Origin of the sequence: Gemmobacter aquarius (assembly GCF_003060865.1) — a bacterium.
GTDB classification, from domain to species: Bacteria; Pseudomonadota; Alphaproteobacteria; order Rhodobacterales; family Rhodobacteraceae; genus Paragemmobacter; species Paragemmobacter aquarius.
This window is the reverse complement of sequence record NZ_CP028918.1, coordinates 1,487,751-1,501,372: the sequence shown is the minus strand read 5'-3', so window position 1 is coordinate 1,501,372 and position 13,622 is coordinate 1,487,751. Positions and strand designations below refer to the sequence as shown.

11 protein-coding genes are annotated in these 13,622 nt (G+C 65.1%); 6 read left to right on the top strand and 5 right to left on the bottom strand.

The genetic code is table 11. The features are described from left to right. Positions 1-53: 53 nt before the first annotated feature. Genes HYN69_RS07195 through HYN69_RS07175 form a run of 5 tightly spaced genes read right to left on the bottom strand, consistent with a single transcriptional unit; the run spans position 54 to position 6,580 of the window. Positions 54-1,598: an indolepyruvate oxidoreductase subunit beta family protein gene (locus HYN69_RS07195; protein WP_108435146.1), complete on the bottom strand. Its 1,545-nt coding sequence runs from the start codon at positions 1,596-1,598 to the stop codon at positions 54-56. Beyond that, a complete protein-coding gene (locus tag HYN69_RS07190) occupies positions 1,595-3,742 on the bottom strand; it encodes a thiamine pyrophosphate-dependent enzyme (RefSeq protein ID WP_108435145.1) in 2,148 nt (715 codons plus the stop codon). The genes HYN69_RS07195 and HYN69_RS07190 overlap by 4 nt, the downstream gene beginning before the upstream one ends. Before the next feature lie 10 nt (positions 3,743-3,752). Next, a complete protein-coding gene (locus HYN69_RS07185) occupies positions 3,753-4,223 on the bottom strand; it encodes a MarR family winged helix-turn-helix transcriptional regulator (protein ID WP_108435144.1) in 471 nt (156 codons plus the stop codon). Further along, entirely contained in the window at positions 4,220-5,785 is a 1,566-nt protein-coding gene (locus tag HYN69_RS07180) for a phytoene desaturase family protein (protein WP_108435143.1), read from the bottom strand. The genes HYN69_RS07185 and HYN69_RS07180 overlap by 4 nt, the downstream gene beginning before the upstream one ends. A 3-nt stretch (positions 5,786-5,788) precedes the next feature. Next, a complete protein-coding gene (locus HYN69_RS07175; RefSeq protein WP_108437077.1) occupies positions 5,789-6,580 on the bottom strand; it encodes a cyclase family protein in 792 nt (263 codons plus the stop codon). Between the two features lie 189 nt (positions 6,581-6,769). Here HYN69_RS07175 and HYN69_RS07170 point away from each other — a divergent pair, with 189 nt between their 5' ends. The 6 genes from HYN69_RS07170 to HYN69_RS07145 all read left to right on the top strand — a co-directional run bounded on the left by HYN69_RS07170 (position 6,770) and on the right by HYN69_RS07145 (position 13,621). Next, entirely contained in the window at positions 6,770-8,338 is a 1,569-nt protein-coding gene (locus HYN69_RS07170) for a phytoene desaturase family protein (RefSeq protein ID WP_108435142.1), read from the top strand. Positions 8,339-8,381: 43 nt separating this feature from the next. Continuing rightward, positions 8,382-9,905 (top strand): ABC transporter substrate-binding protein, encoded by a 1,524-nt coding sequence (locus HYN69_RS07165; RefSeq protein ID WP_108435141.1) that lies wholly within the window; start codon positions 8,382-8,384, stop codon positions 9,903-9,905. Positions 9,906-10,110: 205 nt separating this feature from the next. Beyond that, complete coding sequence (locus HYN69_RS07160) at positions 10,111-11,121, top strand: ABC transporter permease (RefSeq protein WP_108437076.1); 1,011 nt, start codon at positions 10,111-10,113, stop codon at positions 11,119-11,121. Beyond that, positions 11,114-11,965 carry an ABC transporter permease gene (locus HYN69_RS07155; RefSeq protein ID WP_108435140.1) on the top strand — a complete coding sequence of 284 codons (852 nt, stop codon included), beginning with the start codon at positions 11,114-11,116 and terminating at the stop codon, positions 11,963-11,965. The genes HYN69_RS07160 and HYN69_RS07155 overlap by 8 nt, the downstream gene beginning before the upstream one ends. Further along, entirely contained in the window at positions 11,962-12,828 is an 867-nt protein-coding gene (locus tag HYN69_RS07150; RefSeq protein ID WP_108435139.1) for an ABC transporter ATP-binding protein, read from the top strand. Before HYN69_RS07155 ends, HYN69_RS07150 begins: the two co-directional genes overlap by 4 nt. Then, positions 12,821-13,621 carry an ATP-binding cassette domain-containing protein gene (locus HYN69_RS07145; RefSeq protein WP_108435138.1) on the top strand — a complete coding sequence of 267 codons (801 nt, stop codon included), beginning with the start codon at positions 12,821-12,823 and terminating at the stop codon, positions 13,619-13,621. Before HYN69_RS07150 ends, HYN69_RS07145 begins: the two co-directional genes overlap by 8 nt. Position 13,622 lies beyond the last annotated feature (1 nt).

Here is a 13,622-nt window from a genome sequence, read left to right as displayed (position 1 = left end):
CTTTGCGGCTCACCCTGGCGAGTATTTGGGCAAGGATGAAGCCGGAACGCCCGTCAGGCGAAGGATTTGATCGTTGCGATTGCGCCGTTCAGGGCCTTGCCTTCTTCGTCTTTCAGGGCGGCTTCGCGCAGGCGGCGGGCCCAGTCGGGGGCGTCGTCGCGGTGGGCGATCAGGGCGATGGCATCGAGCACGCGGTCGAATTTCGACAGGCCGCGCGCGTGGGTGTCGGAGTAGCCTTTCACAAGGCGGCGGCATTTGACGATTTCGACGGCAAGGTCGTAGTTTCGGGCGGCCGTGGTCAGGGCGAGGGCGAGCCAGTTTTCGAGATGGGCCATTTCCTGCGCGTGGCGCAGCGTGCGGGGGCGCCAGAAGCGCAAGCCGCCGATCAGGTAGAGCGTCAGGAAGGCGGGCAGGCTGTCGGTACGCAGGCGACGGCCCTTGTCGAACCACCTTGTCAGGCGGGCCATGGCTTTGGGGCTGGACTGGATTCGGGCACCAAGGCGGGCGGGAAGCATTCCGGCGATTTCCTCGGCCCTAGGGTGGAAGAATTCGGTAAGGTGCATGACGTTCCGGTCCTTGACGCCCATCTCGCGGGTGATGCGGTCGAAACGGGTGCCACGTGTTTTCAGGTCGGCCACGCGGATCACATCGTCGTAAGCCATGGCGTTGGCGATGTATTTGGCGGCTTCACGCGACAGGGCGAAGGATTTGGCGGGGGTGTCGGTGGCGAGGACCGTTTCCAGCCGCGTCAGGTAGTCGGCGCCATATGCGAGGGATTGGAAGCCCACGACCTTTTGCAGGCCCGGAAGGGCGAGTTCGGCGACGGGGGCGGGCATGGCTTTGGCGCGGGACTCGAGCCGTTGCCATTCGGCCAGAAGGTTTGCGGGGCCTCGGGGTTCGGGAGCGGGTTTGGCGGCGGCTTCGGCGTTTTGGGCCTGCGGTGTGGTGGCGGCGTCAAAGCCTGCGGCAAAGGCGCGGAGCGAGGCCTCAAGGCCTTTGCCGCCTGCGCGGATCGCGGCCTCGAAGGCCCCGCGCGGGAAGGGCAGCGTTGCGGAGGCGGCGAGTGCGCCGAGGAGGGAGGCGGAGATGACGGAGCCTTGGGCGATGGCAAGCGCGTCGAAATCGGCGGCGATGACGCGGCGGGCGGCGATTTCGGCGGCGGCGAGGACTTCGGCGCTGTCGGCGATGCCGTCGCCGGGGACCATCTTTTCCGAGACCGCGAGGGCGCGGTGGGTCGAGGTGATGAGCGTGGTGCGGTCGGGAGTGACGAAGCCGCGGATGATCGAACGCCCCGCCTCCATCATTTCGGCGGTGATCATGATGTCGACGTCGCCTGCGGCGGGTTGCAGCGAGAAGACGGGCATGGCTCCGGTGGCGAGCATCGGCGCCATTTCGACGTAATAGACCGTGGCCCCCGTGCGCTGCGACACACCCGCGACGGAGGTGGCCTGCGCCGCGTAGCCGGAAGAGCGGGCGACGGCTTCGATCCAGCCGGTCAGCACGCCCCCGCCCTGCCCGCCGACGGCGAGGATGGCAAGTTTGATGATGCCGCCCAAGGCGGGGTCGGGTTTCGGGGTAAAGCTGTCTTGCAGGGTCATGCTGGCACCTCGAATGTCAGCCGTTTGGCGGCGCGGCGGGCTTGCAGCCATGTGGTGACGCGGGCGGAAAAGGCGGCAAGGCGGGCCTCCCGTTTCGTCGGGTTATGCACCACATCGGCGCGGTAGAAACTGGGGCAGAGGACGGCGGCATCAGCCACCTCGCCGCAGTTGCCGCAGCCGACGCAGGATTGGTCGATGGAAGCGACGGGGTCGTCGCGCAAGGGGTCGTCAAGGCGTTTCAGGGACAGCGAGGGGCAGCCCGACAGGCGGATGCAGGCGTGGTCGCCGGTGCAGATGTCTTCGTCGATGCCGAAGCGGGGGGCTTCGACGCGGCGGCCTTCGCGGATGGCTTTCGCGGCGAGGGGTTTTTCGCGGCGCTGTTTGTTCAGCATGCATTCGGACGAGGCGACGATGACCTTTGGCCCCGGCGTGTCGGTCGTCAGCGCCTCGCGCAGCACGTCGCGCATGCGGCCCACGTCATAGGTGCGGTCGACCTCGACCACATAGTCGATGCCGATGCCGCGCAAGGCCTTGGAGATGGGGTGTTTGGTCGCTTTGGTGGGATTGTCGGCACGTGACGACATGATGTCTTGCCCGCCGGTGGCGGCGGAATAGTAGTTGTCGACGATCACCGCGACGCTATCGGATTTGTTGAAGGCCATGTTGGTGAAGGAGGACGACAGCCCGTTGTGCCAAAAGCCGCCGTCGCCGATGATCGAGATGGCGCGGCGCTCGCCGCCGCCGTCGAAGGCGGCGTTGGCGGCGGGGCCGAGGCCGTAACCCATGGTGGCGCCCCCCACCTCGAACGGCGGCAGCGAGCCGAAGAGGTGGCAGCCGATATCGGCGGTGATCTGCAACTTGCCGGTTTCCTGCTGCACCAGCTTCATCGCGGCGAAGATCGGGCGTTCGGGGCAGCCGGTGCAGAAACCGGGCGGGCGGATGGGGACGGTTTTCGTGAGGTCGGGGATTTCGGGGCGTTCCTCGTTCGGGGCGCGGACGAGGGCGGGCAGCATGTCGGGGGCGGCCTGTTTGAGGAAGGCAGAGAGGCTGTCGAGCATGACTTGGCCGGTGTATTCGCCCGCCATGGGGAAGATGTCTTTCCCATGCAGCATGACGCTGCTGCCCTTGCGGTAGAGGAAGGTGGAAAGCTGCTGTTCGATGAATTCGGGCTGGCCTTCCTCGACCACGAGGATGTGGCGCTTGTCTTCGCAGAAGCGGTGGAATTCTTCCGATACAAGGGGATAGGTGACGTTGAGGACGTAGAGCGGGACTTGGGAGTTGCCGTAAAGGTCAGCGAGGCCGAGGCGTTGCAGGGCGCGGATGACTCCGTTGTACATGCCGCCTTGCAGGACGATGCCGACAGGGGCGTTTGCGGGGCCGAAAACCTCGTTCAGGCCGTTGTCGACGACAAAGCGTTCGGCGGCGGGCCAGCGGTTCTTGATCTTGTCCTGTTCATGGGAGAACGACATCGGCGGCAGCACGACGCGGGCGAAATCGGATTGCGGGTTCGACAGCGCGTCGCGCACGGTCAGCGGCGGGCGCTGGTTGTCGCGGGTGGTGAACGACCCTGTGACATGGCACGACCGGATGCGGACCATCAGCATGACGGGGGTGTTGGAGGCTTCCGAAAGCTCGAACCCGTCCTTGACCGCCTTGGTGATGCAGGGCAGGTTCGGGCGCGGATCTAGCAGCCAGAACTGCGATTTCATCGCAAAGGCGTGGCTGCGTTCCTGCATGATGCTGGAGCCTTCGCCGTAATCTTCGCCCACGATGATAAGCGCGCCGCCGTTCACGCCCGAAGAGGCGAGGTTGGCCAGCGCGTCACTGGCCACGTTGACACCGACCGACCCTTTGAAGGTGACGGCGCCGCGGATCGGGTAATGGACGGAAGCGGCAAGCATGGCGGCGGCGGCGGCCTCGTTCGCGTTGGCCTCGTACCGCACGCCAAGTTCGGTGAGCAGGTCTTCGGCATCGGCCAACACGTCCATCAGGTGGGAAATCGGGGCACCCTGATAGCCGCCGACGTACCCGACGCCGTTTTCCAGAAGCGCCTTGGTGATCGCAAGAATCCCCTCGCCCGTGAAGGTTTCGCCCTGCCCCAACCGCAGGTCTTCGACTTCGGCTTTGAACGACCGTTCGGCCATGGGCTTTTCCCTAGATCTCGTGCTTGCGGATATTGGCCAGCATCTTTTGCAAGGTGCCGACAAAGGCGCGGCGCTCGGCTTCGTCTATGCCTTTGAACATGCGGGCGTGGGCATCGGCCATGCGGGGCCAGAGCGATTCGAAGGTGGTGCGGCCCGCTTTCGTCAGATGGATGCGGGTGGCGCGGCTGTCGGCGGGATCAGCCTCGCGCCGGACCATGCCATCAGTGGCAAGCTGGTCGAGCGCGCGCGAAAGCGTGGATTGTTCGATGACGGTCAGGACCGCAAGATCGCGGATCAGCGGGGCCTCGATCACCGACAGCACGGCAAGGACACGCATCTTTGGCGTGGTCAGGCCAAGGTCGGCCATTTCGTCGCGCAAGGACGCGTTGTAGCGGCCCATGATGCGGTTCATCAGGTAAGGCGCGTAATTCGACAGGCCGATTTCACCAAGGCGGGGTTTGCGGGGCGCTTCGTCGTTCATGCGCGCCCCCGTTTGGCAAGCCGGTTGGCCGCGATGAAGCCGGACCCGCCGCCAAGGCCGGGGCCGGGATGGGTGGAGGCGCCGATGAGCGTCAGGCCCTTTGGCAGGTCGGGGGCTGCGGCAAAGGGGCGGAACAGGAAGAACTGGTCGATCGAGCACAGCCCGCCGTAAGGGTCGCCGCCGACGAGGTTGATGTTGAGCGCGTTCAGGTCGGCGGGGGAATGGGCGGTGCGGGCCAGTTTGATTGCGGCGAAATCCTTGATGTGGCGGGAAAGGATCGCTTCGATGCGGTCGGCAAAGGCTTCGCGGGTGGCCTCGTCCCAGCCGTTCGTGGCGATCTCGCCTGCGGCATCCCCTTTGACGTGGCGCGGCGCGTCGGGGATTTGCAGCCAGAGGATGGCCTTGCCGTCAGGGCAGCGCGTGGGGTCGAGCCGGTGGGGTTGGCCCACGCAGATCGTGGGGGTGGCGGGCAGAAGGCCGCGTTCCGCCTCGTTCGCGGATTTCGAGACGGCGTCGATGCCGTCGGTCAGATGGATCAGCGCGACATCGTCAAGGCCCTTGGCCAGCCATTCGGGCGGGCGGTCGAGCGCGTAGTGCAGTTGGAAATTGCCGCGCCCGTGGCGGAAGGATTTCGCCGCCGCTTGCGTGGCGGGGACGGCGTTGGGCAAAAGGCGGGTGGTCAGTTGGCTTGGCGTGACCGAGGCGAGGACGGAAGCGCAGGCGATGGTTTCGCCGGTGGCAAGGCGCACGCCTGTGGTGCGGTCGTTCGCGGTCAGGATTTCGGCGACATCGGCATTGGTGCGGAGTGCGCCGCCGTTCGCCTCGATCAGGGCGCAGAAGGCTTTGACGGCTTGACCCGAGCCGCCCTTGACCACGGGCGCGCCTGCGGCTTCGAGAGCAAAGGCGACGACCTGGCCCATCTTGCCGGAATAGGTGCTTTCGGGGGTCAACCCGCAATGCAGCACCCACGGGGCGAAAAGGGCTTGGACGAGCGGGCTTTGGTAGCCCGACTCGAGCCAGCCGCGTGCGGGGGTAAGGGCAGTTCCGAACCATGCGGCAAGCCCGCGCGGGCCGCGTTTGCGGGCCTGTCCGATCAGCAGTTTCAGCGTGGGCCAAGACCAGAGGTCGCCGCCGAGCAGCGAGAAGAGGAAAGGCGCGTCGGCTTCGATCCCGCCCACGTCGGCGGCGTGCTGGGTGCCATCGCCCGTTGCGAGGGCGTCGAAGGTGGCAACGTTCTTGGCGCGGTCGGTGGTAAGCACCAGCGACGACCCGTCAGGGCGCAGCACGGCGGTGGGATGGACGGTGTGGCAATAGTCGAACCCGTGTTTCGCCAGATGCGGGCTGAGTGCCGCGCCTGCGGGCGAGGTCATGAACAGCACCCAGGTGGCGGCCATCACATCATGGTGGAAGCCCGGCAGGGTGATTTCCTCGGTTCGCAGGCAGCCCCCCGCCACATCGCTGCGTTCCAGCATCAAGACGCGCTTTCCCTTGAGCGAGAGCAAAGCCCCCGCCACAAGCGCGTTGATGCCGGAGCCGATGATGATGTGGTCGGGGGACTGCATCGTTCAGCCCTTGGGAACCAGTGCCAAGGCGCGGATCGGGGAACCCGTGCCTTCCTTGATCTTCAAGGGTGCCGCGATCAGGATCGCGCCCTTGGCCGGCAGTTTCGACAGGTTGGCAAGCGAGGCCAGACCGAAGCAGTTGTTCTTGTGCAAAAGGTTATGCGCCGGGAATGGCGGGGTCATGCCGCCCGCTTGGCCTGCATCGGTGCCGATGCACTGGCTGCCCCAGCCGACGATGCCCTTGGCGATGAGGTATTCGATCACCTCGGCGGTCGGGCCCGGCGTGTGGGGGCCGGTGGCATCGGCGTTCAGGAACAGGTTCTCGTCATGGGCGCGGGCGTCCCAGTCCGACCGCAGCACCACCCATTCACCCGCGTTGATGGCGCCGTGCTTGGCCTCCCACGCCTTCACATGATCGATGGTCAGCAGGAAATCGGGGTTGGCGTTGCATTCGGCACTGAAGTCCAGAACGTTGACGGGGGCGACAAGGCGTTGGACGTTCAGCGTGTCGGTATAGCCGTCGGGGTAATCCTTGCCGGTGATCCAGTGGTGCGGGGCGTCGAAATGGGTGCCGGAATGTTCGCCCAGTTCAAGCCAGTTCCACGCCCAGAACGGGCCGTTCTGATCGTATTCGCTGATGCGGTGGATCTTGATCGGCGGCGTGTCCTTGGCGAAATCCGGCGGCAGTTTGAGAAGCGGCGTTTCGGGGCCGAGCGTGCCCGAGCAATCCACCACCTCGATCCCGCCCGAGGCGAGCAGGCCCGCCAACTGGGTCAGCACGTTTGCAGAAGTCATTTCCATCTCCCTCTAGGTCGCGGTGTGAGGCATCTGTCTGCATCACCCGTGCATTCTGTTATGCATCGCGCCCTGACGGGTTTGGCTGCCGGCTTAGACTGCGGGCCGCTGCGTTCGGGGCTGATGAATCATGCTAGACAGATTTAAATGCATTTGCAAATATCCTTCGGCAACCAGACGAGGCGCTGCATGAAATCGAGCTTTGACGCGGTGATGATCGGGGCGGGCCACAACACGTTGGCCGCTGCCCTGCACCTGTCGGCCAAAGGCTGGCGCGTGGGCGTGTTCGAGGGGGCGGCAACGGCGGGCGGTGCGGTCAAGACCGGCGAATACACCCTGCCCGGCTTTCGCCACGACTGGGCGGCGATGAACCTGTCACTGTTCGCAGGAAGCGCGTTTTTCAAGCAATACGGGGCCGAATTGCAGCGGCACGGCTGCGCCTTCGTGCCGGTGGCGCGGCCCTTTGCGTCGAGTTTTCCGGACGGGTCGTGGTGCGGGGTTTCGACCGACCGCGCCGAGACGATGGCCAACCTTGCCCGCCTTTCGCAGGATGACGCGGCGACCTGGGCGCGGCTTTGCGACGGGTTCGGGGACGAGGCGCCGCATCTGTTCGGCCTGCTCGGAAGCCCGATGCGGATGCGTGCGCTTGGATATTTCATATTCAAAATGCTTCGCGCCAAGGGTGTGGCGGGAACGCTGGACATGGGCCGCTTCCTGCTCGCCTCGCCCCGGGCATGGCTGGACGAAACCTTTGCCTCCCCCCGCACCAAGGCGATGCTGGGCGCATGGGGGATGCATCTGGATTATGCGCCCGACATCGCGGGGGGTGCGATTTTTCCCTATCTGGAAGGCATGGCGGGTCAGGCCTTCGGCATGGTGCTGGGCCAGGGCGGCGCGGATACGATCATCAACGCGCTGGTGGCGGCGATCCGGGCGCGGGGCGGCGTGGTCGAGTGCGATGCGCCGGTGGCACGGGTGCTGCGCGAGGGGGATCGGGTCACGGGTGTGGAACTGGCGGACGGGCGGCGGGTGATGGCAGGACGCGCCGTGATCGCAGGGGTCGCGCCGCAGAACCTGTCGCGGCTGACGGGGGCGGTGACGCCCGCTTTCGACAAGGGGTTGGCGGCGTTCCGGCATGCGCCGGGGACGATGATGATCCATCTTGCGCTGTCGGACCTGCCGGAATGGCGGGCCGGGGCGGCACTGCGGGGCTATGCTTACGTGCATATCGCGCCGAGTTTGGACAAGATGGCGCGGACCTACAGCCAAGCCAGCGCGGGGCTGTTGCCGGACGAGCCGATACTGGTGGTCGGGCAGCCGACGGTGGTCGATGCCACCCGTGCGCCTGCGGGCAAGCACACGCTGTGGGTGCAGGTGCGGATGGCGCCGGGCGTGATCGCGGGCGATGCCAAGGGTCAGATCGGGGCGCGCGATTGGGACGGGGCGGCGGGGCCGTTTGCGGAGCGGGTCTTGGATATTCTGGAAGCCCATGCGCCCGGAACCCGCGCGAAGATCATCGGGCAAAGTGTTGTTACCCCTGTGCAATTGCAGGCCGAGAACCCGAACCTTGTCGGTGGCGATCAGGTTTGCGGCAGCCACCATCTGGGCCAGCATTTCCTGTTTCGCCCGATGCGCGGCCATGCCGATGGATCGACCCCGCTGGCGGGACTGCACATGACGGGGGCCGCCGTCTGGCCGGGGGCCGGAACCGGGGCCAATCCGGGTTATCTTTTGGCGCAACGTCTGGCCGGTGCGTGATATACCAAGACCAACAACAAAGACGACAACAGGGAAAACAACGATGAAACTCAGCAGAAGAAGCCTGATCAAGATCTCGGCGGCGGGTGTGGCCGCGGGGGCGGTTGGCCTGCCCGCAAGCGCGCAGGCCATCGAGGAATTGGTGATCGCCTATAACGTTACGCTCCCGTCATGGGACCCGACCGTGGGGCCGAGTGCGGTGAACCCGACGATCCAAGGGCTTTACCAGTCGGTGTTCGACCAGTTCATCTTGCAGCAGCCTGACCTCAAGCCTGCGCCGGGGTTGCTGACCGAATGGGGCTGGAACGAGGACCGGACCAAGGTGAAGATGACCGTGCGCGAAGGCGTGACCTGGCACGACGGGTCGCCCTTTACGGCGGAAGATGTGGCTTGGTCGCTGGAACGGGCGGCGAACCCCGAAACGGGGAACCCGATCAACTTTGTCTGGGGATCGCTGACCAATTTCGTGGTCGAAGGCAACACGGTCACGGCCGATGTGAAGCAGTTCGATCCCACCATCTTCAAGTGGATGTATTTCCTGACCGGATACGTTCTGCCCAAAGCCTATTACGAAAAGGTCGGGGCCGAGGGCTTCGAGGCTGCCCCCATCGGGACCGGCCCCTATATGGTGGAAAAGTTCGAGCGCAACGCATTCGTGCGGTTGAAGGCGAACGCGAATTACTGGGGTGGCAAGCCCGATTTCGACACGGTGACGATCAAGTTCGTGCCCGATGCGGCGGCGCGCGTGGCCGAGGTGGAAAGCGGCAACAGCCATGTCACGCTGGAAATGCCCTATGAGGAATATGACCGCCTGAAGGGCGGCCCCTTGGCCGGTGTGGCAGCACCCATTTCCGATATCGGGATGATTTTCCTGAACGATATCGACGTGATGCTGGACCCGAACGTCCGGAAAGCCGCAGCCCATGCGGTGGACAAGCAGACGATCATCGACCGGCTGCTGTCGGGCTATGGCGTCAAGATCGACACTCTCGAGACGCCGGAATACGACGCCTATGATGCGTCGATCACTGTGGAATATTCCCCCGAGAAGGCGGTCGAGTTGCTGGCGGCTTCGGGCTACAGCGTCGACAAGCCGGTAAAGTTCAAGATCCAGACCACCAAGGGTTTCAAGCCCAAGGATTACGAGATGGTGCAGGCCATTGTGGGCCTGTGGCGCAAGGTCGGGATCGAGGCGGAGATCGAGGTTTACGAGATCGCCAAGCACTACGAGCTGCGCGCGGCGGACCAGTTGGCGCCTGCGGCGTTCTACAACTGGGGCAATTCGGTGGGCGATCCGACCACTTCGACCGGCTTTGCGATGTTCGGGCCGTCGCCCCATTCGGTCTGGGACGGCGAGGATCTGATCGGCATGATCGGGCCTTTGTGGGGCGAGGCCGACGAGGCCAAGCGGATCGAGGGCTGGAAGGCCGTGGACAAGTTCATCGCCGAGAACGCGCTGGTCATTCCGCTGCTGCAATACGTCCAGCCGATCCTGCACGCGCCGGGGGTTGTGGTGACGCCCCATGCAAGCGGGGCCCTGTTGCCGCATCTGATGAAGCGGGCCTGACGGGTCGGTTCCTTTTGCAGACGTCCGGGGGACTTGCGTCCCCCCGGACCCCCCGATGGGGACCGAAACGTGGGTGACGCGGGGTGCCCTGTGTCGGCGGCGGAGCGGGGGTTTCACACCCCCGCACCCCCGTGGGATATTTGTAGGACAGAAAATGAGGGGGCGAGGCCCCTGCCCTGTGCCTTGGCGCGGGGGGATGGGGTGGATGCAGGTCTTTCGGGTTCTTCTTTTGCGGCTGGCGACGACGGCGGTGACGCTGGCGGGGGTGGCGGTCATCGTGTTCTTCGTGATCCGCGTGGTGCCGGGCAATCCGATTGCCATGATGCTGCCTCCGGGGGCGACGGAGGCGGATATAGCACAACTGACCGCGCTTTACGGGTTGGACAAGCCGATCTGGCAGCAATTCCTGATCTGGGTTTCGGGGGTGGTGCAGGGGGATTTCGGCACCTCGATCACCACGCGGCAGCCGGTGCTGGGGCTGGTTCTCGGGCGGTTGCCTGCGACGCTGGAGCTTTCGATCATGGCGCTGGTGATGGCGGTGATCATTGGCGGTTTTGCGGCGCTGGTGGGGACCAAGCGGCGCGGGACGCGGGTGGAGGGGGCGATCGATGTCGCCAATGGCATGGCGCTATCGGTGCCGGATTTCCTGTGGGGGCTGGTTCTGATCTTGCTGTTTGGCGTGCTGGTGCCGGTGTTTCATATTTCGGGCCGGGTGACGCCTTCGCTGGAATTGCCGTTCAGCACCAACTTCTACCTGTTCGAGAGTCTGCTGCGGCTGCGCTTCGATCTGTGGCTGGATATCGTGAGCCATATGTTGATGCCCGCTTTGGCGCTGGCCATTCCGCTGGCTGCGATCATCGGGCAATTGCTCAAGCAAAGCCTGAAAGAGACGATGCATCTGGATTACGTGACGCTTGCGCGCACAAAGGGCTATGGCGAGACCCATGTCATCTTGCGCGAGGCGCTACGCAACGCCGTGCTGCCCACGCTGACGCTGGTGGGGGTGCAGTTCACCTTTCTGATCGGGGGCACTGTGATCATCGAGCGGCTGTTTTCCTATGAAGGGTTGGGGAATATGGCGATCGATGCCGTGATCAACCGCGATTTGCCGTTGATACAGGGGATCGTCATCCTGTTTGCGGTGATCTTTACCGGCGTCAATCTGGTGGTCGACCTGCTTTATGCCGCACTGAACCCGAGGTTGCGCCATGCTTGACGGGAAGGGCGCGGTGAAGCGGCGGGCGGGGGTTCGCCTGTGGCTTTCGGCGGGGTGGCTGGGGCTTTTGGTGCTGGTGGCGGTCTTTGCGCCATGGGTGGCACCGAAAGACCCCTTGGCGCAGGATCTGTTTCTGGGCCGCTTGCCGCCGTTCTGGGCGGCGGGGGCGGAACCGGGGTACCTGCTGGGAACCGACAGTCTGGGGCGCGATGTGCTGTCGCGCATCATCTTTGGCGCGCGGATTGCGCTGGGGGTGGCGCTGGTGGCAGGAACGGTGACGTGTCTGATCGGGGCTGTGCTGGGGGTCATGGCGGGTTTTCTGCGCGGCTGGGTGGATCTGGTGATTTCGCGTCTGATCGACATCTGGATGGCCTTTCCGCCGGTGCTGTTTTCGATCCTGCTGATTGCGGTGCTGGGGCCGGGGCTTTGGTCGATCATCCTTGCCATCGTGGTGATCGACTGGACGCGCTTTGCGCGGGTGGTGCGGGCCGAGGCGATGACGCAAGGGGCGATGGATTATGTGGCCTCGGCGCGTGTGGCGGGGCGGGGGCGGCTGGGTGTGATGTGGCGCGAGATCGTGCCCAATGTGCTGCCGACTGTGGTGGTTCTGCTGACGCTGGAGATGGGGATTGCCGTGATCGTCGAGGCCATTCTGTCCTTTGTGAACCTGTCGATTTCCACCGATTTCCCGACCTGGGGGGGGATGATTTCCGAAGGGCGCACATCGGTCTATCAGGCATGGTGGGTGCTGGTGTTCCCGCTGGTCGCCTTGTTCCTGACGGTGCTGGCGTTTTCCCAACTAGGCGAGGGGTTGAAGGACCGCTTCGATCCGGTGCTGCGATGAGCTTTCTTTCGGTGCGCGGGTTGTCGGCGCGGGTCAAGGGCGGGCCTGCGCTGTTGCGGGCGGTGTCACTCGACGTTGCGGCGGGCGAGGTGCGGGGGCTGGTGGGCGAAAGCGGGGCCGGCAAGTCGATGATCGGCAAGGCGGTCTTGGGGATATTGCCGCAGTCGGTACAGGTGACGGGCGGGGAAATCTGGCTCGACGGGGTGGATTTGCTGGCGCTGCCGGTCGCGGAACGGCGGCGGCGGATCGGGGCGACGGCGGCGCTGATCCCGCAAGACCCGTTGACCGCGCTGAACCCTTCGCGCCGGATCGGGGGGCAGATCACCGACCGGCTGGTGGATATTCTGGGCTGGGAGCGCGGGCGGGCCGAGGCGCGGGCGCTGGAGTTGCTGGCCGAGGTGCAGATTGCCGAGCCGGAGCGGGTGTTGCGGTGCTATCCGCACGAGCTTTCGGGCGGAATGCGGCAGCGGATCTTGATCGCGAGCGCATTTGCGGCCGAGCCGAAGCTGATAGTGGCGGATGAACCCACCACCGCGCTGGATGTGACGGTGCAAAAGCAGATCCTGAAGCTGATCGCGGGGATGCAGGCGCGGCACGGCACGGCGCTGTTGTTCGTGACGCATGATCTGGGGGTGGTGAGCAAGGTGTGCCAGAGCTTGAGCGTGCTTTACGGCGGGATGGTCGTCGAGGACGCAAGGGTGCGCGATTTCTTTGCCGCCCCGCGCCATGCCTATTCGGCGGCGCTGCTGGCTGCGACACCGAAATATACCGATCCCTTGGCGAGCCTGACGCCGGTGCCTGACGCGGTCATCGCGGCGGTGCGGGCGGAAGTGGCCGATTTTGACGGGGGGTCGCATGGCTGATCTTTACACGGTCGAGAACCTGCGTCTGTCGCTGGCGGATATGACGCGCAAGCCCTTGCTGGGGGCAGCGCCGCGCTTGGAGATTCTGAAGGGGTTGAGTTTCACGATCCCGAAGGGTGCCGTGGTCGGGATCGTCGGCGGGTCGGGGTCGGGGAAATCGACGCTGGGGCGGGTGCTGGTCAGGCTTTTGGAGCCTTCGGGCGGGCGGGTTTCGTTCGACGGGGTGGATATTACCCATCTGGACGAGTCGGCTTTGCGCCCGCTGCGGCGGCGGTTCCAGATGATATTCCAAGACCCGATGAGCAGTTTGAACCCGCGCCACGGGGTCGGCACGATCATCGCCGAGCCGTTGCGGCTGCATCAGTTCGACGATGTGGCGGGCCGCGTTGCGCGGGCGTTGGACCATGTGGGGCTGCCGCAGGGGTTTGCTGCGCGCTATCCGCATGAACTTTCGGGCGGGCAGCGGCAGCGGGTGGGGATCGCGCGGGCGATTGCGCTGGAGCCGGACTTCATTCTGGCCGATGAAATCGTGTCGGGGCTGGACGTGTCGTCACAGGCGCAGGTGTTGAACCTGCTGGAACGGCTGGTGGCCGATCTGGGGCTGACGCTGGCCTTTATCAGCCATGATCTGAGCGTGATCCGCAGGCTGTGCCAGCGGACCATCGTGTTGCATCAGGGCGTTATCGTGGAAGACCGCATTACGGCGGATTTGTTCGCAGACCCGCAGGCCGCCTATACGCGCGAATTGCTGGATGCGATCCCCCTGCCCGACCCCGATCAGGTTTGGGCCTAGC